Consider the following 23,573-nt stretch of genomic DNA (forward strand, 5'->3'; position numbering starts at 1 on the left):
GGTGTTGTTATATCTGTCCTATATATTGTATTGGAATGAGAAAATTGGCTCTATTTGCCGTTCTGGCAATATTTTTTATGTCTTGTAGTGAAACGAAACGAGTTACTTATTTGCAAGAGGTCGAAAGCCTTCCTGTAGAAGTTTTAAAGCAAAAGTCTTTGTTAGCAGATCCACGTATTGTTCCGGGAGATTTATTGTCTATCTCTGTGGGATCGGATAGTCCGGAGTCCGTATCGATTTTTAATAAAATATCTTCTTCTACTTCAGGCATTACAGAAAATGCGACAACCTCTTCTGTTTCTAATAATAATTCGACCTATCTTGTCGATAATAAGGGAATAATTGATTTTCCGATTATCGGTAAATTAAATATAGGAGGCATGACCCGTACAGAAGCCGAAGAATTTATAAAATCTAAAATATATCCTCAATATGTAAAAAAAGAACCGACGGTAACTATCCGTGTCGAGAATTTTAAAATTGCCGTATTAGGAGAAGTGAAAACGCCGAGTATTTATAATGTCCCGAATGAGAGGGTTTCTGTATTAGAGGCTGTTGCTATGGCTGGAGATTTGCAGCTTACCGGACGCCGGGATAACGTATTGTTGATTCGTTTTAAAGGAGATGGTTCTAAAGAAGTAGCTCGAATCAATTTGAATGATCCGAATCTATTGTTTTCTCCGTATTTTTATTTGCAGCAAAATGATATATTGTATGTTGAGCCGAATAAATCAAAAGCTCGTACGGCTTATACTGTACCTCCGATGCTGACCTTAAGTTTGAGCATTCTTTCCACATTGTTGGGAATTACTAATATTATAGTCACTTTAACTCGTTAATACAGTTTTTAATGGATTCAAAGGATATTCTTTCGCAAGAAGAAGAGCAAGATAAAGCTGTCGATTTTAGAGAAATACTTTTTAATTATTTGGTTCATTGGAAATGGTTCGTTGCCAGTATTATAGTGGCAATGAGTATTGCATTTTTCATATTGGCGCGTAAAAATAACGTTTACACGGTAACTGCTTCTGTTTTGATGAAGAACGATAAAAGCAGTGCAACTCCCGATATGTTGATGATGGAGAGTTTGGGAATGGCGTCTGTTAAAAATAATCTTGAAAATGAAGTTGAGATTATGCGTTCTAAAAATGTAATGCTTCAGGTTGTCATGGATCTGAAGTTATATACAAATTACGTAATGAAAAAAGGAATGCGTAAGATAGACTTATATAAGGATACTCCGATAGAGCTGTCTATTGATAGTGCAACGGTGAGGAATTTAGTATTTCCGATAACTGTAAATGCCGTTCCGAAACCAGATGGAGATTACAATGTAAAAGTTTCGTATAATGGAGAAAATAAATCATTGGTATTGACCGCTAATCCTTTACCGATAAATATCGGAGATATTTCGTTCACTTTGGTTCGTAATTTTACTGTACAAGTACCTGAAGGAGATATTATAATTACTGTTTCAAATCCGAGGAATATGGCAAATTATCTTTCGAAAGCCATTGTTGCAGACGCTTTGAGCAAGGGTTCTACAATACTGACTCTTTCGTTGAATACTTTTAATATTGCGAAAGCCAAAGATGTGCTTAACCGTGTCGTATTTTATTATAATGAATTAAGCATGGCAGAAAAAAATCGGGTAGCGTTGAATACTGAACGGTTTATCGACGAACGTATTGTTGCCATATCTAAAGAATTAGGAAATGTTGAGAAACAGGCGGAAAATTTCCGAAAAGCACATAGATTGACAGATGTGAAGAATGAAGGAGAGAAGTTTACAACGGAATTATCAGAAACAGAGAAGAAGCTGTTCGAGTTGGAAACTCAACTGAATTTGGTCGATTATGTAGACCAGTTTGTTGCTAATAAACAACACATGTACACTCCTATTCCTTATTTGGGTATTGCCGATGCCAGATTTTCTGAATTAATCAATAAATATAATCAAATGCTGCTTGTGCGAGAACGTTTGTTACGATCTTCTTCGGAGGACAATCCTTTGATTGCAGATATAAACCATGATATATCCGATTTAAGGAAGGGCGTTTTAAGCGGTATAATTTCTGCTCGGAAAGGTTTGAATATAGAAAAAAAAGATTTACAAGCTAAAAATCGTCAACTTAATAATATGGTAGCTTCAGTTCCTGAAGTTGAAAGGGAATTGACGGAAATTATGCGTCAGCAATCCATTAAGGATAAATTGTATGTTTTCTTATTGGAGAAAAGAGAAGAGAACTCCTTGAACAAGACGTTAACAGTCCCTGTTGCCAGCATTGTCGATACTCCCGATGTTACAGGAGGACCTGTCGAGCCTAATAAACCTAAGACTTTTTTGATTGCATTTGTTTTTGGCCTTTCGATACCTGCATTGTTTATCTTTTTAAGAGATATGTTCAATGTGAAATTTAAAGATCGTATGGATGTAGAGCGTTTGACTTCAGTCCCTGTTTTAGGAGAAATAGCGAAGAACGATAGTGGCGATCAGTTTGTTGTAAAAGCGAAATCGACAGCTCCCATTGTCGAATTGTTTCGGTTGGTCAGGAATAGTTTGCAGTTTATGTTGAATGAACCGGATAAAAAGGTAATAAATGTAACATCTACCGTTACGCAAGAAGGTAAGACATTCTTTTCAATGAATTTGGCTTTGAGTTTTGCTTTGACAAACAAAAAAGTAATATTGGTAGGGTTAGATATTCGTAGGCCTCAGTTAAAAAAGCATTTTTCTATTATGACGAATAAAGGGATCACCTCATATTTGTCAGGTCAGGAAACCGATTTAGACGGATTGATAGTTCCTTCCGGTATGTCTGAATATCTCGACTTATTACCCGCCGGTCCTATTCCTCCTAATCCGAATGAATTGCTTACAAATTCTCGTTTAGATCAAGTATTTGAGATATTACGTGAAAAATATGATTATATTATTGTCGATACAGCTCCGGTCGGAATGGTTTCAGACACTTTTTTGTTGAATCGTTTGGCTGATGTTAATTTATATGTTACGAGAGCTAATTATTCTTCGAAGAAATATTTAGCGTTACTGAATAGTTATGTAGCAGATAAAAGACTGACTTCTACCTATTTGATCGTTAATGCGGTCGATATGCAGACCCAGTCTTATAGTTATAGAAAATATGGTTATGGCTACGGTTACGGGTATGGCTCTAAGTATAGTTATAGTTCGGCTTATGGTTATGGCGGAAGTAGTAGCGATGAGAATCAGAGAAATAAAAAAAGGAAGAAAAATTGGTTTTGAGAAAATATAGTCCGCTGTATTGGCTGGTAAGAATAAGGGTGTACGTGCTGTATATCCTTTTTTTATTGATCTCTGTATTCCGGATGTCTCTGTAACCAAATTGCGGCATAACTGCAAGTTGCTATCGGTTTGAGATGATTGTCTATGGCATAGTCGTATGTCGCTTTTACCAGTTGAGAAGCAACTCCTTGTCCTCCGATTTGAGGGGGAACTATAGTATGGAGTATATCAAGCTTTCCGTTTTTGATTTGATAAGAAACATATCCGGTATAACCGTTAATTATCGTACTGAATATTTTTCGGTTAGGATCGTGAATAATTTCCATTTCTTTTTTATTATGATTATGAAAAAACAGGTTGCTTTAAAGCAACCTGTTTAGTTAAACTGTTGATATAAAACTTTTTTTATTTAGTCTTAACTTCAATTTCCGGAGCAATGAGTTTATATCCTTTACCGTGGATATTGATAATCTCGATTGAAGGATCATCCTTCAGGTGTTTACGTAATTTAGTGATGTAAACATCCATACTGCGGGCATTGAAATAATTGTCATCGATCCAGATTGTTTTCAATGCAAAATTACGTTCCAAAATCTCATTTACATGAGCACACAAAAGACTTAGTAATTCCGATTCTTTTGTCGTCAGTTTGGTTACTTTATCACCGATAGACAAAACCTGTTTCTGAGTGTCGAATGTAAAGTTTCCGATTTTGTACATAGTAACTTCTTTCCCTTTTTTCCCTTTTACCCGGCGCAAGATAGCTTCAATTCTGAATACCAGCTCTTCCATACTGAAAGGTTTGGTAATATAGTCGTCAGCACCGATTTTGAATCCTTCGAGAATATCTTCTTTTAACGATTTAGCCGTCAAGAAAATAATAGGTACTTCGCTGTTTATGGTACGAATCTCCTGAGCAAGTGTGAAACCGTCTTTTTTAGGCATCATCACGTCCAGTACACATAAATCGTATTTACCTTTTAAAAAGGCTTTATATCCGCTTTCTCCATCTGAGAAAAGATCCGCTGCATAACCTTTTGCTTGCAAATATTCTCTTAACAACATGCCAAGATTTTCATCATCTTCGCATAGTAATATACGCAATCTTTCTTCCATAATTATTTGTTTTTTATTAGAGGTAATATAATTATAAATTTTGTTCCTACATTCAGTTCACTTTCTGCACGGATCGTCCCGTTCAGATCGTGTATGATTTTATGTACGTATGCCAACCCCAAACCGAACCCTTTGACATTATGTACATTTCCGGTCGAGACACGGTAGAATTTTTCGAATATTTTTTTCAAGTCCTCTTTCTTAATGCCTATTCCGTTGTCTTGAATCGATATTTCTACCTTATCGTTCTCTAAAATGCGGGTTCGTATGAATAAAGATAACGGAACGTCTTCCCGCGCATATTTTACCGCATTGTCCAATAAGTTGAAGATTACATTCGTAAAATGCATTTCATCTACTTTTACCCATGCATCTTCAGCTTCGAGATCGGCTTCTATCGTCCCTCCGTATTTTTCAACTTTCAGTTTGAATGTACTCATTACGCTGGTAATAATACCATTGACATCTACCGTATTGAGCTTCATCATGGTCTTTTGTCTTTCGAACATAGACATTTGTAAAACTTTTTCTACCTGGAAGCGAAGCCTTTTCGTTTCATCGTTTATAACACCCGATATATGTTGAAACATCTGAGGACTTTTAGCTACTGCCGGATCTTTCAGCATTTGCGCAGCCAAAGAAATCGTAGATATCGGAGTTTTAAATTCATGAGTCATATTATTGATGAAATCATTCTTCATCTCAGTCAGTTTTTTTTGCCGGAATGCTGTTACGATAGTAAAAATAAAAGTAATCAACATTACCATCGTAAAAGCAAAAGAGGGGATCATGAACCGTATCGAACTGAAAATATAATCACTTTTTGTCGGAAAATAAACTTTCAAATAATTAAGTCGATTCGGCGGATCGTTCGGAAAAAGAATCTGAGTGAATAATGCCGATTCTTTTTGAGGTGCATACTCTGGAGTATTGTAAACCGTTTTCCCGTTTTTATTGATAATTGCATATTGAAACGGGATGTTCAATCCGTTATTTTGCAATTCCGATTTCAGATAATTTTCGATCTTTCTTGCATCGACCCGCTCCATAATCGGTTTATTGCTGGCTGTACTTAAAATGTTAAGTATTACCTCATCCAATAATCCTTTTTGATAAAGATACTGTCCTTTCAGCATCTCTTGCATCCCTTTGTATGTTTTAGTTATCGAATTATTATCCTCTTTAGGAGTAACCGAAACTTTGGGTTGCATCATTATCGTGCTTGTAAGCTCTTTAAAACTGAAGTTTGATACTGTACCGTCAGGAGAAACGATAGAAAACTGATGGTGCGTTGAGATTACATCTTTACCTAAAGTTTTACTAGTACCCCGTTCGAATGAGAGCAGACGCTTCTGCGTTTCTTCGATATCTTCTGCTAAATAACGTTTCGTTTCATCTTGTTCTAAAGTTGTCGACACATCGTATAAGCTGCGTTTTACCGCTTCGGAAAATTGCTCGTTCCTCATCCTCACCATATTTTCCATATAGCTGATCTGCATGTAGAGCAACCCGATAAAGGTAAGTGCCATAATTGCTGCCAATAACCATATTGTCGATTTCTTCATAATCGTTTATCCGGTAAATCATTTTTTAGAGCCCGATTCAGTAATTTTTTTTGAATTTTGCCCTTCATTCCCCAATATTTTCAACATTTTTATTAGATAAACAACTTTGTTCGCTTTTTGTTTAACAGAATAATGAATTTTTTTAGGAATTCTCTGTTTAACATTTCAGTGCGAATTTAACATATAAATGTTTACAAACAAAAAGTCGTCAAGCTATTGACGACTTTTTATTAATATTTAACAATATCACTGTTTGAATTTTCAATATCATTATTCTGTATCTTGTGAGGCTTCATAAGCTTTCAGCAATTTTTCTTGAATGTCGGACGGTACTAATTCGTATGATGAATATTTCATTGTGAAAGATGAACGACCTCCGGTAATGGAACTCAATGAAGTAGAGTAAGATGCCATTTCTTTTAAAGGTACTTTGGCACTGATTTTTTCAAAACCTTTTTCACTTGACATTCCCATAATGATTGCCCGACGTCCTTGCAAATCACTCATGACGTCACCCATTTTATCCGATGGAACTAAAACTTCAACATCATATATAGGTTCTAGAATTTTAGGCCCTGCATTCTTGAACGCTTCGCTAAATGCATTTCTTCCGGCTAAGCGGAATGAAATTTCATTAGAATCTACCGGGTGCATTTTCCCATCATAAACACATACTCTGACATCGCGGGCATAAGAACCGGTTAGAGGCCCTTGTTCCATACGGTCCATTAGTCCTTTTAATATAGCTGGTAAAAAACGTGCATCGATAGCACCGCCTACAATACAATTTACAAATACGAGTTTACCTCCCCATTCAAGATCGATTACCTGAGTATCTCGTACATTCATCTTATATTCTTGATTATTGAAGCGGTAACTTTCAGGAGCAGGCATTCCTTCGTAATAAGGCTCTATAATTAAATGTACTTCTCCGAATTGTCCAGCTCCGCCCGATTGTTTTTTATGACGATAATCCGCTCGGGCGGCTTTAGTAATCGTTTCACGATAAGGGATTTTCGGCTCTCTATATTCGACAGCTATTTTGTCGTTATTTTCAATGCGCCATTTTAAAGTTCTTAAATGAAATTCTCCCTGTCCCGAAACTATAGTTTGTTTCAATTCTTTAGATTGTTCTATGATCCATGTCGGATCTTCTTCGTGCATTCGGGTAAGAATTTCACTTAGTTTTTCGGCATCAGCTTCATTAACAGGCTTTATAGCTCTTTGAAATTTCGGATCTGGGTATTTTACGAAGTCGAAGACATATTCGCAATTTTTATCATCAAGTGTATTTCCTGTACGTACATCTTTTAGTTTGACTGTCGCACCGATATCTCCGGCAACCAACTCTTCTATTTTTGTCCTTATTTGTCCGCATACGCAGAACATTTGGGCTATACGTTCTTTTGTTCCGCGATTTATGTTTTGCAGATCGTCTCCTTCTTTTATAGTACCGGACATTACTTTAAAATAGGAAACTTCACCGATATGAGGTTCTACTGTTGTCTTGAAAAAATATAAGCTTGTAGGGCCTTTCGCATCGGGAGCTACTTCAGTTCCGTCGGTTGTAACCGGTTTTGGCATTTCGCTTACAAACGGAACTACATTTCCGAGGAATTCCATCATCCGGCGTACTCCCATATCTCGTAATGCACTGACGCAAAATACCGGGAACATACTGCGGGTGATCAGTCCTTTTCGGATACCCTCACGCATTTCGTCTTCGGTCAATACTCCTTGATCAAAGAATTTTTCCATGAGTCCCTCATCATTTTCAGCTGCAGCTTCTATTAATTTCTGGTGCAGATCTGCTGCTTTTTCTTTTTCTTCGGCAGGAATCTCCAGTACTTCAGGAGTTCCACCTTCCGGTTTCCATTTATACATTTTCATTTTCAAGACGTCTATCATTGCGTTGAATGACGCACCGCAGGAAATCGGATATTGTATTTGTACTATTTTATTTCCGAAAGATTCTCGGAGTTGTTCTATCGTGTTGTCGTAATCGGCTTTTTCTCCGTCCAATTGATTCATTGCGAAGATTACCGGTTTATGCAAAGTTTCGGTATATCGGAATATATTCTGAGTACCGACTTCGACACCGTATTGAGAGTCAATAACAATTACACCGGTATCGGTAACGTTGAGAGCAGTAATAGCGCTTCCAACGAAATCATCAGACCCCGGACAGTCGATGACGTTGAGTTTTTTCCCTAAAAATTCGGCATAAAAAACGGTGGAAAACACAGAATAACCATACTCTCGTTCCACCGGGAAATAGTCTGAAACCGTGTTTTGTGCATCTACGGTTCCCCTACGTTTTATAACCCCACACTCGAAAAGCATAGCTTCTGCAAGTGTGGTTTTCCCAGATCCTTTACTACCCAATAGGGCGATGTTTTTAATCTCATGAGACTGATATACTTTCATAACGGTCATGATTTAAGGTGAGACAATCAATGATTTCCCTGTGAATTTTTCACAGAGCGTTCGCAAATTATATAATTAAAATGAAAAAAGCAATCTGTCGCACTGTGTTAGAAAACAGTGTTTTTGAACACGAACCGTTTCTGTTTTTTAACTTCCGAAAAATACTATCTTTGTTTACAGTTATGGCAGGACTCTATATACATATTCCTTTTTGTAAAAAACGTTGTATTTACTGCGATTTTTATTCCGGTATCGATATGTCTCAGAAAGAGAGGTATATTCGGGCATTAAGTAGAGAATGGGACGAACGGTGTACGGAATTGGGAAATGTAAATATCGATACGGTTTATTTAGGTGGTGGAACACCGTCACAACTGACTATTTCGGAATTAGAGTTTTTATTCGATAACCTAACCGGCATTAATTGGGAACAATGTAAAGAAGTTACTATTGAAGTTAATCCGGATGATCTTACGGAAGATTATGTCGAAGGGCTTGTGTCGTTGCCAGTGAACCGGATAAGTATGGGAATTCAGAGTTTTAAGGATTCCGATCTCCTTTTTTTGAATAGGAGGCATACCTCTTTGCAAGCTGTTAACGCTGTAAAATTGTGCCAAGCTGCAGGATTCGAAAATTTGAGTATTGACTTAATATATGGTTTGCCGGGACAGACATTGGAGTCTTGGGAGCAAAATGTAAAAAAGGCTATAGCCTTGAAAGTCCCTCATATATCGGCATATAATCTGATTTATGAGGAAGGGACGGGGCTTTCAGAATTATTGAGAAAGGGAAAAGTTCGGGAGTGTGACGAAGAGCTTGCTTTACAGATGTTCGGATTATTAATTGATATGTTGGAACAAGAGGGTTTCGAACATTATGAGATTTCTAATTTTGCCTTACCCGGACGTTATTCTCGTCATAATACTGCTTATTGGCAAAATGTACCTTATTTAGGTCTCGGAGCTTCAGCTCATAGTTATAACGGCTATTCCCGTTCATGGAATATCGCCGATTTGCGATTGTATTGCGATAAGATAGAATCGGGCGGGACGGCATATACTTTAGAACAGTTGTCTTTTGATGATCTGTATAATGATTTTGTTTTGACTTCTTTACGGACAATGTGGGGACTTGATTTGGACAAAGTTAAGTTTTTATATGGGAATGATCGTTATATGTATTGTTTGCAACAAGCATTGATTCATATCCAATCCGGCAATTTGAGTATGTCGGGAAAACATTTGCGCCTTACCCGAAAAGGTCTCTTTATTTCCGATACGATTATGTCTGATCTTTTTTATGTTGATTAAGAGTCTGTCCGAATTTTACTCGGGTCGGGTTTAAGAGTTTCTTTCGAGAATATTTTTCTGTTTTTGTGAGAATAATAGTTGGTTATCTGACGAATGAAAACGTAAAAATAACCTGATAATAAATTTATTATCAGAAAATTTAGATGGGCTCTAAATTCAGAATATTTTATTCGGGATGGAATAAAATTGATTTTTAGGTGATTTTTGATTATTTGAACAGGTTTTTAAGTAATAGACGGGTCGATAAAAGAATATCATGTATTATTTAATTGTAATCGGACAAGCGCGTTAATAATTTTCTGTAAAATTTAAACGGGCTTTCGTCGCAATTCAACAATTCATCGTAAATTCGTGTTATTTAAAAAAACGTATAAATAACAGTAAAGAGAAACAGATGATACCTTTTAAGCCGATTACTTTGTCCGATAAGAAAAAAATAACAGCATATACGTTATCCAGTAATTCCCGGAATTGTGATTTTTCTTTTGCTAATATGTGCAGTTGGCGTTTTTTGTATGATAGCGAGTATGCCATTATTGAAGACTCGTTGTTGATACGCTTTTATATAGAAGATCGCCGTCCTGCATATATGATGCCGTTAGGGAACGGGTCTTTGGAAAAGATGATAAATCTATTAGAAGATGACGCCCGTTCTATGGGACATACACTTTGTTTGTTGGGAATAACTCCGGAAGCTAAGAATCAGCTTGAAAAAATTCTTCCCGGCAAGTTTCGTTTTATTCCTGAACGAGATTATTTCGATTATATCTATTTACGTTCCGATTTAGCATATTTAGTCGGTAAGAAATATCAACCGAAAAGAAATCATATCAATCGTTTCCGGCAAGAATACGATGATTATCGTTATACCCCTCTTACATTAGATATAATTCCGCAATGCCTCGAATTGGAAACAAAATGGTGTAAAGAGAATAATTGTTCAGATAATGAAGATTTGTTGAATGAACGCCGTTCAATGACTTATGCACTGCAACATTTCGAAGAATTAGGTATTATGGGAGGGGCTATTTGGGTAGGAGGTGAGATCGTGGCATTCACTTTCGGTGCACCTATAACCCATGATACTTTCGGTGTACATGTTGAAAAAGCCGATACAGATATTGAGGGAGCTTATGCCGTGATTAATCAGGAATTTGCTCAGCATATTCCGGAACAATATATTTATATTAACCGAGAAGAAGATTTAGGTATTCCCGGATTAAGAAAAGCCAAGTTATCTTATCATCCGGCTATCTTATTAGAGAAAAATGTTGCGATTCTTCATCATGTATAAAAATAATTCTTATGATTGATAAACAGCAAGTTATCGATTTATGGCAAGAATGTTTCAATGATTCCGAAGCATTCGTCCGACTCTATTTTTCTACGAAGTACGCAGAAGAGAATACTCTTGTGCATGTTGAAAACGGAAAAGTGTTGTCGGCGTTACAGATGTTGCCCTATTCGATGACTTGTTGGGGAAGAGAACTTCGTATCTCTTATATTTCCGGAGCTTCGACTTGGCCGGAAGCAAGAGGTCGGGGATTGATGAAAGGTTTGTTGACAGAAGCTTTTAGAGTAATGAGATCGAGAGATGTTCATTTCTCTACACTGATTCCGGCAGAATCATGGCTTTTCGATTTTTATAGAAAACTCGGTTATGGTACGGTTTTCTATTCTCGTATAAAGAGTTATGAAGTTGTCCCTATCAAAAAATACTCTTTGTCACATAGTTATTCTGAAGAAGAACTATATGCTTATTTTATGATTTCTATGGAAAAAAGACCATGTTGTATTCAACATTCTTTTCAAGATTTTCAGATTATTCTTGCAGATTTATATCTTGCGGGTGGGAAAGTATTTGCGGTTTCCGGAGATAAAGGGCATATAGGAGGATTGGCATTAGTTGTTCAGGATTCCGGAAAGGTTTGGATAAAAGAATGGATGTATGATAATGATGAAATAAAAAAAACGTTGCTTTTTGAAATTGAATCTCTTTATCCTCGACATGAAATTGTCTCGATCATCCCGGTTTCGCATGAAGAAGGAACACCTTTCGGTATGATGAGAATTATCGACGCTTCTATGATTTTGCAGTACTATGCCGCAGCATATCCGGAAATTGATATGACTATTTCTCTTATAGATGAACATATCCCTTCAAATACGGCAACCTATATATTAGAAAAGGGCTTTTGTAAGAAAAAGCCCTTTCGATCCGACAATGTCGGTTTTATATTTTCACCGGCAGAACTTATTGAGAGAATATTTTCTAATAAGTCTTGCCCTGTTCCATGCATGTCTTTGATGTTGAATTAGCGATCTGCCTGAATTTTGTCCGAGTCTGATTTGAGAATTTCTTTATTGAAAAATTCAAACAAGGTCTGGAAATTATATCTACATATATAGTACGACGGCAAGACTCATCAGTCCTATAAATATCCATAACATAACCCCCTGTACAAGCGGTTTTATTCCCACATGTTTTAATACTTGACGAGATAAACCTGCCCCGATAAGAAAGAGGGTGACAGTCAGACCTTTCTTGGCTGCCCATACGATACTGCCGCTGATATTCTCGGGAATAGACAGATAAGTGTTGGCGATCATGGCTAATACGAAAAAGAGAATAAACCAAGGAATAGATACCTTATTCGATTTTTCTTTGAAAATAAAAGTCGTAATAAATGCCAACGGTATTATCCAGAGAGCCCGAGTAAGTTTTACCATAGTAGCGACTTCAAGGGCTTTTTGTCCGTATGCCGCTCCCGCACCGACGACGGAGCTCGTATCATGTATGGCTATTGCCGCCCAAAGTCCGAATTGTTCTTGAGTCATATCCAACAAGTGTCCTATCGGAGGGAAAATAAAAAGGGCGATGGCATTGAGGATAAATATTGTTCCTAAAGATACGGACATTTGATTGTCGTCTGCACGGAGTACCGGAGCTACTGCGGCAATAGCACTGCCTCCGCATATCGCAGTTCCGGAAGAAATCAGATAAGAAGTTTTCCGGTTTACGTGCAACCATTTTCCGATCAGAAATCCGATGATCATAACCGATGTTACCGAAACGATGGTAAAAATCATGCCTTCTTTCCCAGCTTGTAATGATTCATGAAGGTTCATTCCGAAACCTAACCCGACAACCGAAAACTGTAATAAATATTTAGATGTTTTTTTGCTGAATTTGGGATAAGGTTGTCCTAATGTCAAGGCGAACGCTAATCCTATAAATAATGCGATTGCAGGAGTGACCTGTGGTAAGAGACATACTAAAAATAATACGATAAACAAAGGCTTATCGTATTTCTTAAAAAAACTGTTCATATTCTATTTCTGTTTAGGCTTAATATTTTCGATACGGCCGGGAACAATCGGTTGTTTCATAGCTCTGATAACCAAATATATACCGGCTAAAACAAATGGAATACTCAATAATTGTCCCATGTTGAGAATCATATTTTCTTCAAAATCTTCTTGGTTGTTTTTCAGAAACTCGATACAGAAACGGGACAAGAAAATCCCGATTAGGAATACCCCGAAGATGAGTCCCGGACGGTCTCCCGCATTCCGTTTCCAATACATATACATCAATAAAATAAAGACGATTATATAGCATATCGCTTCATATATTTGAGTAGGATGGGACGGTGCGGTGAAGATCGGCTCTGCACCTAAATAATGCCATTGATGGAGATTTTCAATGAATCGGAATCCCCAAGGCAGATCGGTAGGATGACCGAAAATTTCATGATTCATTAGATTTCCCGTACGTATAAGTGCACCGACGAGAGCAACCGGGATTACGAGACGATCGAATGCCCATAAAGGATTGCGATGAGTTACACGCTTGGAGTAGATCAGTAAGGCTATAATGATACCGATTGCACCGCCATGACTGGCAAGTCCGCCTTCCCAAATCTTGAATATATCCAATGGATGAGCAGAGTAATACTCCCATCCGTAGAAAAGGCAATGTCCGAGCCGTGAACCTATGACTGTCGCGATGACTACATAAATAAAGATTTTATCGCACCATCCGGCTGGGGCATTGTCATGCTTGAATATTTTATCTTCGATCTGGTATCCTAACAGAAAACCGATAGCAAAAAATAACCCGTACCAACGTATTTCTCTTGTAAAAATAGTAAAGATTGCCGGATCGACAGTCCAAGTGACAACATCTAACATCTGATCGTTTGTGTTTGATTTTATAAAAAAGCCTTGTCAATATCTATTTTATTGACAAGGCACAAAGGTAAGAATATTTTTCGGAAGAATTTATATCTTAGACTCTGTATAAATTTGTACAGGTCGCATTTGAGAGTTCCTTTCGAAAATGTATTTCTATTTTACAAGGATGATAGCGGGCTATCTGACGAGTGTTAACGGTAAAAACAGATCGAAAGAAAACGTAATGATGACCCGATAATATTTCCTTATTTCTTATACCAGATGTTTGATCAGAGTTTCTCTGTCACCGTAAAGCATATCGATAACAGGTATTTCGATCATAGTATAACATCCCGGTTGTTGAAGTAATGAGGCTCGGGCTACACCGACCAGATTTTGTGCGGTCAAGGCCGGATTATTGATTTTCATATTGAATTCGAAAAGCTGATTTTGGGTAGTTCCCGATACGCCTTTGCGGGTCATATGTACTCCATGCCCCATATCGAGAAGGGCATTGACGTCTTCTACTTGCATGACGTGCGTTTCGTCATTTATAAAATAGGCATCGTTTTTGATAGCTTTAGCGACTGCTTCAAATTTGTAACCGTCTTTTAGTTCGATATATACCATTCGTCGGTGGATTCCTGTTCCGAGAGGAATTGTCATCGATAATGCGGCTTTTACGCCTTCTACGGCTTTTACGGCAACAGTGTGTCCCATACTCATTCCGGGACCGAAATTTGTATAAGTGATGCCTTTGGGAGCACAGGCTTCCATTAAAGCACGGACGATCGAGTCACTACCCGGATCCCATCCTGCTGCTGTAATCGATACGGAATTATGTTTTTTGGCGATAGCGTCGAGTCGGCTGCGTAAATCAGCGATTTGTGTATGAATGTCGAAGCTGTCTACGGTATTGATACCTAAAGATAGAGCTTTAATTGCAAAATCTTCGACTTTACGGGTTGGGGTACACAGAATTGCGACTGCAACATCTTGAAGGTTTTCTATGCCTTCGACAACAGGGTATTCTTTTAATTCGTCCGGAACGTTGTTTGCATCTCGGCGAACGACACCTGCTATTTCAAAGTCCGGTGCAGCTTGTAAAGCTTCCAGAACATATTTACCGATATTACCGTATCCTACGATGGCTGCTCTTATTTTTTTCATTTTGTTATCTGTTTATATATTTATCTTGAAATATGCTACTAAAACACTGGCAAAGATAGATATTTTCTTTATAATACGAAATAATTTGGGCTTTACTGTATTGGTTTTAATTAATTTTTTATTTCGTGAGGTTAAATATCGACATCCGTTTTTTTGTATTTTAATCCGAAAGCAAGGAATTTTCGATCTTTTTATTTAAAGAGTTATATCGTATCTTTGCGTTTTAATATAACAATAAATATATGATTTCTGTTGACGGGCTGACCGTGGAACTTGGAGGCACGACACTTTTTCAAGATGTCTCGTTTGTAGTTAATGAAAAAGATCGCATTGCTTTAATGGGGAAAAATGGGGCGGGAAAGTCCACTTTGTTGAAAATTTTGGCAGGGGTGAGGACTCCTTCTCGTGGAAGTATTTCCGTACCTAAGGATACGGTAATTGCATACCTTCCCCAGCATTTGATGACTGATAACAAGCGAACTGTATTTGAGGAAACATCGCAGGCTTTTTCTCATCTTTTTGAGATGGAGAAAGAGATAGAACGACTTAACAATGAATTGGCTACCCGTACCGATTATGAATCTGAGGAGTATTATAAGCTGATAGAAGACGTTTCTTTATTGAGTGAAAAATTTTATTCGGTAGATGCGACCAATTATGAAGAAGATGTCGAAAAAGTATTGTTGGGATTAGGTTTTAAGCGATCTGATTTTTCCAGATCCACCTCTGAGTTCAGCGGAGGATGGCGCATGCGTATTGAATTGGCTAAACTGTTGCTGAAGCGTCCGGACATTCTGTTGCTCGACGAGCCTACCAATCATTTGGATATCGAGTCTATACAATGGTTGGAAAATTTCCTTGTTTCGAATGCAAAAGCAGTAATCGTAATATCTCACGACCGGGCTTTTGTAGATAACATTACTACTCGGACGATAGAAGTAACTATGGGGCGTATTTATGATTATAAGGTAAATTATTCGAAATATCTCGAGTTGCGGAAAGAACGGCGTGAACAACAGCAGAAAGCTTATGAAGATCAGCAAAAAATGATTGCTGAAACAAAAGAGTTTATCGAACGTTTCAAAGGAACTTATTCCAAAACTTTGCAAGTACAATCTCGTGTGAAGATGTTGGAAAAACTTGAGCTGGTCGAAGTCGATGAGGAGGATACTTCTGCTCTGAAATTACGTTTCCCGCCTTCTCCCCGTTCGGGTAATTATCCGGTAATTATAGAGGATGTTTCGAAGTCGTACGGTAACCATACCGTATTTTCGAAGGCTACATTGACTATCGAAAGGGGAGAAAAAGTTGCGTTTGTCGGGAAAAACGGTGAAGGGAAATCGACATTGGTCAAATGTATAATGGGAGAAACGACGTTTGATGGAACACTAACTCTCGGACATAATGTAATGATCGGTTATTTTGCTCAGAATCAAGCTTCTCTATTGGATGAAGAACTTACGGTTTTCCAAACGATAGATGATGTTGCCAAAGGGGATATACGAACAAAGATAAAAGATATATTGGGAGCATTTATGTTCGGCGGTGAGAATTCAGCCAAAAAGGTAAAAGTGCTTTCCGGCGGTGAGCGTACCCGTTTGGCAATGATCAAATTATTATTGGAGCCTGTAAATCTGTTGATTTTAGACGAACCGACGAATCATTTGGATTTAAAAACAAAAGATATTCTTAAAACAGCTCTTAAAGAATTTGACGGCACATTGATCGTAGTTTCTCATGATCGCGACTTTTTAAATGGTTTGGTAGATAAAGTATATGAGTTCGGAAATAAGCGAGTTGTAGAACATTTAGGAGGAATATACGATTTCTTGGAAAAGAAAAGAATAGATAACTTGCGTGAACTGGAACGGAATAATTAATGTATTATAATTATGGTAAAGCAAAATTCTTTTTGTCTTCCTGCTTTCAGACGAGGTTTTCATCTGATTACTTCATTCGTGGAAAAGGAACTTCCTGAATTACCGGAAGAAGGGTTGTTGAATTTGTTCATACAACATACTTCTGCAGGATTAACTATAAATGAGAATGCCGATCCTTCGGTTCGTACAGATTTTGAGCGATCGTTCAATCATTTAATTCCGGAGAATCAGTCCTATTATACGCATGTATTGGAGGGAAGCGACGATATGCCTGCTCATTTGAAATCTTCTGTGATAGGGGTATCGTTGACCGTTCCCATTCGTAATAAAAAGTTGGCTTTGGGAACATGGCAAGGAATATATCTGTGTGAGTTCAGAGATTATGGAGGCCCTCGTAAATTGGTCGCCACAATCTGGTATTAATCGAAAAATAAAAGAAATATATAACTTATGAATATATCGGTCGTACATACTATTTTTTTCTCTCCGACACATACATCTTTGAAAATTGCTGATGCTATTGCAAATGGAATAGGTTCTTGTGAGCATAAAGAGTTGGATATTACGTATGAGAAGCCTGCAAAGAATATTTTGATAGAGGAGGGGATTGCTGTTATTTCTGTTCCTGTATACGGAGGGCGGGTTGCCGAAACAGCAGTAGAACGTTTGCGTTCGATACGGGGGAATAATATTCCGGCTGTGGTTGCAGTTGTTTACGGAAATAGAGATTATGAAGATGCATTGATAGAGTTACGGAATATTGCAAAAGAGCAAGGCTTTATTCCGGTGTCGGGAGGAGCGTTTATCGGAGAACATTCATACAGTCGTCCGGATCGTCCGGTTGCTGAAGGACGCCCGGATAAGGAGGATATAGATAAGGCTTTTGCATTCGGTTCGAAAACGGCAGCTTTTTTAAGTGATTGGTCGGGAGAGGCTTTTGATTTACAAGTAAAAGGAAATTTCCCATATAAGGTAAAAGGAAACAAAACACCTCAAACTCCGGTTACGATTTCAGAACTTTGCACACAATGCGGATATTGTATTGAGATATGTCCAACACAGGCTATTGAACTGCAAGATGAAATTGTAAGTGATCCGGAATCGTGTATCAAATGTTGTGCTTGTGTTAAGGAATGTCCCAATCAGGCAAGAGTGTTTGAAACACCATTTACCGATTATCTGTTTAAAAATTTTTCATCTCGGCGTGATCCTGAATTGTTTTTTCCTTGGAAGATTTAGACAGGTTCTTAGATAAGAAAATTGGATTGAAAAATAAAATCTCCTTATTGCTGTTTTTCAACAGAAACTCAATAAGGAGATTTTATTATTTTCGTTATTTTAGCGCTTAGAAGGCGTTATTTTTTTATTTCTTCAGAGCTGCTATGACTGCGTCATAATTCGGTTCTTGAGTAATTTCCGGGACGAGTTCTTCATATATGACATTAAAGTTCTCGTCTATTACTACTACAGCCCGGGCTAATAATCCGGCTAACGGTCCGTCCACCATTTCTATACCATATTGTTGGGAAAAATCTGAAGCTCTGAATGCTGAAGCCGGGATCACATTTTCTATCCCTTCTGTCGTGCAGAACCGGCTTTGAGCAAAAGGCAGGTCTTTAGATATTGCTATTACAAGCGTGTTATCCATATCGGCTGCAAGTTTATTGAATTTACGAACCGATGTTGCACAGACACTTGTATCCAGACTTGGGAAAATATTAAGAACCAGTCGTTTCCCTTTCAGGTCACAACAACTTAATTCACTTAAATCTGCTTTTACTAAACTGAAGCAAGGTGCTTTACTTCCTACTTTGGGTAATTCTCCGTTGGTAGAAACGGGATTCCCTTTAAATTTTATTTGAGCCATAATTTTTAATTTGAAATTGTGATTATACTATTGTTTATTTTGAAATAACAAATAAAAGAAATTTTCTGTTTAATCTTTTAATGTTTCTAATATTTGTTGTAAATTTTCGATCAAATCGGGATCATATCCTATTTGCACCGAAATAATTTTTCTTTCGGGAGATATAACGAACAACGTAGGATAGTTTGCTATACCGTATTTGGCTGCTATACTTTGAGCATTACAAGTAACGATTCCGGGCAATTCGTTTTGTTCTTGATATTTTATCAGGTCATCTGAGTTTTTTTCAGATAATAAAGTAATCCATAGGAGATTTTTATTGTCTGAGAAATATTTTGCACAATCCAGTGTATTTTTGCAGAAACTACTTGTCGTATCGACAAATGCAAGTATCAGAGGCCGGTCTTCATATTCCGACAGATCGAATCTTTTCTCATCATTCAGCAGCGGAAGTGAAAAGTTGGGAGCTGTTTTGCCTGTTAGGTTATTGGCTTTAAAATAGTTACTTCGGAACGTTGCGATAATATTGCCTTTCTGTTCTATGAAATTCTCTTCCGAGAAAAAATTATTCGGAAAAGGTGTTTTTATATCTGATGATATGTATTTGACGGTAACCGTTTGAGATCCTAAATGTCCGGGATTATTTTCTACTTCTTTAAATATCGGAGTGCCGGATTCTGAATCGAATATGTAAACGGACGATCGAATTATCTCCCCGTTGATATATTCATCTATATACAAAGCATTGCATTTACGGTTATTTATCAATGTATCAGAGTATGTCCGAATGCGGTTTTCCGGGTTGCTGAGATATCTTTGCAAGCGAGATGCGATTTCCATAGGAAGTTCTTCTATAAATAATCCCGAACGATGTATTCCCGGTAACTCGTTTTGATTGTTCATTTTGTCATGGAAGGGAGCTGTATCTTCTTCCGCATGATATTCCCGTAGTCTTTGATTACTGAAATTGTAATAGTTTCCGGAGTCGTAATAGATGAAGTTTCCGTTTATTGCCGGATTGCTTTCTGATGTAAGATCGATGAAATATGAATATCCATATAAGGTATCTGTCGGATTTCTCTGACATCGAAGAGACAACCTGTATTCGACTTCCTCATCGGTCATCGGTAATGTAACTCGGAACAAGGCTTCTCCCCGATAATGTTCTATTTGATTTAAACGGGAAATGATTTGTGAAACTTGATTTGTTTCAGAAAAAACGGTTATGAAATAGAAACTGCTAACAATAAGGCAAATTATTTTCTTTATCATATTATGTGTTATTGTTAATGATGATACAGTTATAACAAAATATGAAAAGAAATGTTTTTATTTTGAATCGGGCACAGATGTTTTATCTGCTGAAGAGCAAGAGAATTTGCCTTGTATGAAATATTCGGTAGGTATGTCGAATAACCCTTGTCTGTTGTCGATAAACTTAATGAGTTTCTGAAAAATGGCATTGTAGGAAAGTATTTTCGGGTTACCTATCAGAAACAACTGTTTACGGGCGCGAGTCAGTACGACATTCAATTTCCTGTCTATAATCTGGCCGTTATCTTTAAATACATTTCCGGTGAGAAAGTCGAGCTGGTAAATTTTTTGTACGGTAAACCCGTAAATAATAAAATCCCGTTCACTACCCTGATACCGTTCTACTGTGTCGATCGTAACATCCGATAATGCCGGGATATTTAGTTGCTTTATCTCTTTTCGTATCAGAGCGATCTGATTGCGATAAGGTACGATTATCCCTACAGTTTGAGGATTGAAATTATTTTTGTTTATTATATAAAACGTTTTTAATAAAGCCGATATGCGTATAGCTTCATCTTTGTTCGTTTTATCGGATATGGGGGAGTTGTCACCTTTTGATACGATAAATGCCAATCGATGAGAGGCGATAAGATTTTGTAAACCGTCAGATTTGTCGTAAGGAGGGCAATGAAGTATTTCCGATTGATGCTTTAAAGGAATAGGTTTCAGTTTCTTCTCATAGAAAATATCGTTCGAGAAAGATGAAATTTCCGGATGCATGCGTCCTTGTTTGAACAACATGTGTATGAAATCTTCCGAACCGTTTTTCTTTTGTATATCGATCAGCCGCTCGAATAGAGAATTACGGCAATCGCTCATTCCTATCTTTATCAGTTCGGGTTCTATTACGACAGACTCTTTTTCGGATTGTTGAACCACAGCGGGCAGTTGTTTATGGTCTCCGATAAAAATAAACTTGTCTATGGCTGTTTGTTTTTTGTGTTTGGCACATAACATTCCGAGAAGATTCGGTTCTATAATTTGAGATGCTTCATCGATAATAGCCAAATCGAAATGTTTGATGTCGAATAAGTTGAGTTTTCCCGATATGCTGGTTATCGTTCCTACGAACACCCGGGTCTCTTGAATTACTTTGCGAAGAATATCCGCATTCGGATTTAATCGTATTTTCTCATCCAACAGATTTTTTCTAAAACGTTCGTCACAAGATAACTCCGAACCGATTCTGATATATTGTATTTTGTGCTTATCCATCTTGTCGCAGATTTCATCTACTGCCCGATTGGTATAAGCCGACAATAGTATCGAAGCCGATTCGGAGAGAGCTTCTTTAACCATTGAAACTAAGGCATAAGAAGTTTTCCCCGTGCCGGGAGGTCCTATTAGCAGAAAGTAATCATTGGCTTGTTTAGCTTTCAGTATTACTTCATTGAGAGATACATTTTCGGTATTGTAGTTTCCGTTTAGTTTTTTGGTAGAATCTTTTGTCGGCAAACGTAAGTTCAATAATAACTCTTTTCGTTTTTTATCTGTCGATAAGAATGCGAATAGGGCTTGGTATATCGAGGCATAAGAAGATTCCCAAAAGTCGTGTTCTATCGCCCATTTTTGATTCTCCGGGAAAATACAGGTATTTTTTTGAGGAGACTGCAATCTGACAGTTACCTCTGTATAAGATATATTCTTGATCGTTCCGCGTAATATTTTCGCTTTACAAGCATTAGGTATATCTCCCTCCGAATATGAATAGAGCAATACTATATCGCCTGCTCTGAAGTTCGGTAATAAATCATCTCCTTGTGATGGGACGGAAAATGTGATTGTATCGTATCCTCCGTATGTTCCGGACTCTTCTTTATTTGTAAGATCAAGTCCTGTTAAAATGTCTCCGGTAGATTCTTTTTCTGCTACTTCGCATCTCCATATTCCTGAAAACCCTCTGCTTTTGCTTGAATTTCCGGTTTTTGCAAGAAGATGTTCTTTAGAGATAAAAGTGAAAAATCTTGCAAAATAGCATTTTTCGAGATCGGATGCATTTTGGTATGTATTTAATATTTGCCTGATATGAGGAAGCTGGAATTTTTTCCAGAGCACGTTTGTTTTCGCATATATGTTTAACTCTTCCGGAGTCAGATTTTCGAGAATATTTTTTACCGCGCCTTCTGCGTAGAGCATTTCATATCTGACTATACGGTTTCTTAACCTCAGGATTTTTCTCATAAGGTTCGGGTCGGAAGACCCTTCGAGCATCAGACCGTCGGGATATTTCGAATATAGCAGATATTGTTCCGAATCTTTACTTTTAATGTTGAAATTATAGGAGAGTAGCAGACGGTATAGTAACATCTGGACATAATGTTCTTCTTTATGTCCGTTGGTATAAATATCTCTTTTGCCTGACTTTTGTTCCATCAGAATTTTATAGTTATCCTGTAAAAGATCTACGCGTCCTTGAATACCCAATTCCTTACAAATAAAAGACGGTTCGAGAATGAGTTTATCTCGTTCGATATTATGAATGTCGGGAAAAGATTTTTCGACAAAATTCCGGATATTTTTCATCTGTTCTTTTGCCTGATGATGAAAATCTCTCAGACTTTCCTCGCACGTGATTATTTTTAGAGCGGATTTAATGAAGAAACGTTTGATCGAGTTGTTGTAACTATTCTCATGCAGATCTTGTGTATTGATGATTTCATCGAGAAATTGTCCGGCCAGATTTCCTAAAAGCATAGCCGAAGTATTTCGGGCAGGCGATATTTTTTCCAGCAGGTAATTGCAGGGATGATCTCCATATTCTTTCCAGCAACGGGCTATTGTAGAGATATCGAGTAAATAGTCCGGTTCGTAGATGATTTGTTCCGGACAAAGAATTCCGTTTTTTTCGATTTTCGTGTTCAACAGATATAGTTGTGTATTCTCGGCTAACAAATCGGCGATATAGTCGAGATCGTCATTTTGAGCATATTTATGATAATCTATTTTTACAAAAGCCGAGTTATCGTCTTCGGTGTAGCCTGTAATGAAATCTTTATCCCAAGACGAAACGGTGATTCTTATGTTAGTATCGGGTATATCGCCGGCCGGTATGATTGACCGGGTTACATGAGGAAGACATTCTTTTAAGTTTTCGGGAATCGGTTTCCCGTATATTTTTGCAATGAAACCGGATAAGCTTTTCAGATCATATAAATAATCCTCGTATGAAGGAATATCCCGATTTCGTCTTGTCCGGTTACAGTGAATGCGGAATTTATTGAGATGATATATTTCTGTATCCGAAAAATTATGATTTTTACAAATATAGGTCATTCTTGGGAATACACCGGAGAAACTGATACGGCAATTTTGCGTCTTTTCTTCGATTATATTGATAAAGACGGTATATAAGCCGGCGTATTTTCTCTTAACGGAAAAATCTTTATTATTATGTATCTCCGTTATATCTTGAAAATAAATATCAGGGAAATGATGCTGTCTCGATTCAGAATCGGATACTTTATTTTCTATGTACAT

18 protein-coding genes are annotated in these 23,573 nt (G+C 37.4%); 8 read left to right on the forward strand and 10 right to left on the reverse strand.

The features are described from left to right. Window positions 1–35 precede the first annotated feature (35 nt). Together Q0093_RS06940 and Q0093_RS06945 are read left to right on the forward strand one after the other, a co-directional pair. Window positions 36–839, forward strand: coding sequence for a polysaccharide biosynthesis/export family protein (locus Q0093_RS06940; protein ID WP_297929245.1), 804 nt, complete (start codon window positions 36–38; stop codon window positions 837–839). An 11-nt stretch (window positions 840–850) separates the two neighbouring features. After that, window positions 851–3,268 carry a polysaccharide biosynthesis tyrosine autokinase gene (locus tag Q0093_RS06945; RefSeq protein WP_297929247.1) on the forward strand — a complete coding sequence of 806 codons (2,418 nt, stop codon included), beginning with the start codon at window positions 851–853 and terminating at the stop codon, window positions 3,266–3,268. 62 nt (window positions 3,269–3,330) lie between these two features. On the opposite strand, the gene Q0093_RS06950 is transcribed toward Q0093_RS06945, so the two are convergent. The 4 genes from Q0093_RS06950 to Q0093_RS06965 all read right to left on the reverse strand — a co-directional run bounded on the left by Q0093_RS06950 (window position 3,331) and on the right by Q0093_RS06965 (window position 8,376). Continuing rightward, entirely contained in the window at window positions 3,331–3,594 is a 264-nt protein-coding gene (locus Q0093_RS06950; RefSeq protein WP_297929249.1) for a GNAT family N-acetyltransferase, read from the reverse strand. Between the two features lie 79 nt (window positions 3,595–3,673). Beyond that, window positions 3,674–4,384 (reverse strand): response regulator transcription factor, encoded by a 711-nt coding sequence (locus Q0093_RS06955; protein ID WP_009317155.1) that lies wholly within the window; start codon window positions 4,382–4,384, stop codon window positions 3,674–3,676. A 2-nt stretch (window positions 4,385–4,386) separates the two neighbouring features. After that, complete coding sequence (locus tag Q0093_RS06960; RefSeq protein ID WP_294179435.1) at window positions 4,387–5,949, reverse strand: HAMP domain-containing sensor histidine kinase; 1,563 nt, start codon at window positions 5,947–5,949, stop codon at window positions 4,387–4,389. Window positions 5,950–6,219: 270 nt separating this feature from the next. Further along, the gene (locus Q0093_RS06965; RefSeq protein WP_297929251.1) at window positions 6,220–8,376 is read right to left on the reverse strand and encodes a translation factor GTPase family protein; all 2,157 of its coding nucleotides are present in this window, start codon (window positions 8,374–8,376) and stop codon (window positions 6,220–6,222) included. Window positions 8,377–8,558: 182 nt separating this feature from the next. On the opposite strand from Q0093_RS06965, the gene hemW reads away from it, so the two are divergent. The 3 genes from hemW (at window position 8,559) to eis (ending at window position 12,005) form a co-directional block, all read left to right on the forward strand. Continuing rightward, window positions 8,559–9,686 carry a radical SAM family heme chaperone HemW gene (gene hemW, locus Q0093_RS06970; RefSeq protein WP_297929304.1) on the forward strand — a complete coding sequence of 376 codons (1,128 nt, stop codon included), beginning with the start codon at window positions 8,559–8,561 and terminating at the stop codon, window positions 9,684–9,686. A gap of 394 nt (window positions 9,687–10,080) precedes the next feature. Then, on the forward strand, window positions 10,081–10,980 hold the full coding sequence (locus Q0093_RS06975; RefSeq protein WP_297929252.1) for a phosphatidylglycerol lysyltransferase domain-containing protein: 900 nt from the start codon (window positions 10,081–10,083) through the stop codon (window positions 10,978–10,980). A gap of 11 nt (window positions 10,981–10,991) precedes the next feature. After that, window positions 10,992–12,005 carry a GNAT family N-acetyltransferase gene (gene eis, locus Q0093_RS06980; protein WP_297929254.1) on the forward strand — a complete coding sequence of 338 codons (1,014 nt, stop codon included), beginning with the start codon at window positions 10,992–10,994 and terminating at the stop codon, window positions 12,003–12,005. 78 nt (window positions 12,006–12,083) lie between these two features. Here eis and Q0093_RS06985 read toward each other — a convergent pair whose 3' ends face one another. The 3 genes from Q0093_RS06985 to Q0093_RS06995 form a co-directional block, all read right to left on the reverse strand. Next, window positions 12,084–13,016: a putative sulfate exporter family transporter gene (locus Q0093_RS06985; RefSeq protein WP_294179426.1), complete on the reverse strand. Its 933-nt coding sequence runs from the start codon at window positions 13,014–13,016 to the stop codon at window positions 12,084–12,086. A gap of 3 nt (window positions 13,017–13,019) precedes the next feature. Continuing rightward, window positions 13,020–13,880 (reverse strand): prolipoprotein diacylglyceryl transferase, encoded by an 861-nt coding sequence (gene lgt, locus Q0093_RS06990; protein ID WP_297929256.1) that lies wholly within the window; start codon window positions 13,878–13,880, stop codon window positions 13,020–13,022. A 255-nt stretch (window positions 13,881–14,135) separates the two neighbouring features. Continuing rightward, the gene (locus tag Q0093_RS06995) at window positions 14,136–15,032 is read right to left on the reverse strand and encodes a diaminopimelate dehydrogenase (protein ID WP_297929258.1); all 897 of its coding nucleotides are present in this window, start codon (window positions 15,030–15,032) and stop codon (window positions 14,136–14,138) included. A gap of 242 nt (window positions 15,033–15,274) precedes the next feature. Between Q0093_RS06995 and Q0093_RS07000 the strand changes: the two genes are divergently transcribed. Genes Q0093_RS07000 through Q0093_RS07010 form a run of 3 tightly spaced genes read left to right on the forward strand, consistent with a single transcriptional unit; the run spans window position 15,275 to window position 18,151 of the window. Beyond that, window positions 15,275–16,912, forward strand: coding sequence for an ABC-F family ATP-binding cassette domain-containing protein (locus tag Q0093_RS07000; RefSeq protein ID WP_297929259.1), 1,638 nt, complete (start codon window positions 15,275–15,277; stop codon window positions 16,910–16,912). 12 nt (window positions 16,913–16,924) lie between these two features. Continuing rightward, entirely contained in the window at window positions 16,925–17,335 is a 411-nt protein-coding gene (locus Q0093_RS07005; protein ID WP_294179418.1) for a secondary thiamine-phosphate synthase enzyme YjbQ, read from the forward strand. A 27-nt stretch (window positions 17,336–17,362) separates the two neighbouring features. After that, complete coding sequence (locus Q0093_RS07010; RefSeq protein WP_297929261.1) at window positions 17,363–18,151, forward strand: 4Fe-4S binding protein; 789 nt, start codon at window positions 17,363–17,365, stop codon at window positions 18,149–18,151. A gap of 124 nt (window positions 18,152–18,275) precedes the next feature. Here the strand turns inward: Q0093_RS07010 and tpx are convergent, their stop codons facing one another. From tpx to Q0093_RS07025, 3 genes are all read right to left on the reverse strand, one after another. Then, on the reverse strand, window positions 18,276–18,779 hold the full coding sequence (tpx, locus tag Q0093_RS07015; RefSeq protein WP_297929263.1) for a thiol peroxidase: 504 nt from the start codon (window positions 18,777–18,779) through the stop codon (window positions 18,276–18,278). A gap of 69 nt (window positions 18,780–18,848) precedes the next feature. Beyond that, window positions 18,849–20,051, reverse strand: a complete 1,203-nt coding sequence (locus Q0093_RS07020; protein WP_297929265.1) for a peroxiredoxin — start codon at window positions 20,049–20,051, stop codon at window positions 18,849–18,851. Window positions 20,052–20,108: 57 nt separating this feature from the next. Beyond that, on the reverse strand, window positions 20,109–23,573 hold the full coding sequence (locus Q0093_RS07025) for an AAA domain-containing protein (protein ID WP_297929267.1): 3,465 nt from the start codon (window positions 23,571–23,573) through the stop codon (window positions 20,109–20,111).

The sequence above is a fragment of the uncultured Coprobacter sp. genome (assembly GCF_947855755.1).
In the GTDB taxonomy this organism is placed as follows: Bacteria; Bacteroidota; Bacteroidia; order Bacteroidales; family Coprobacteraceae; genus Coprobacter.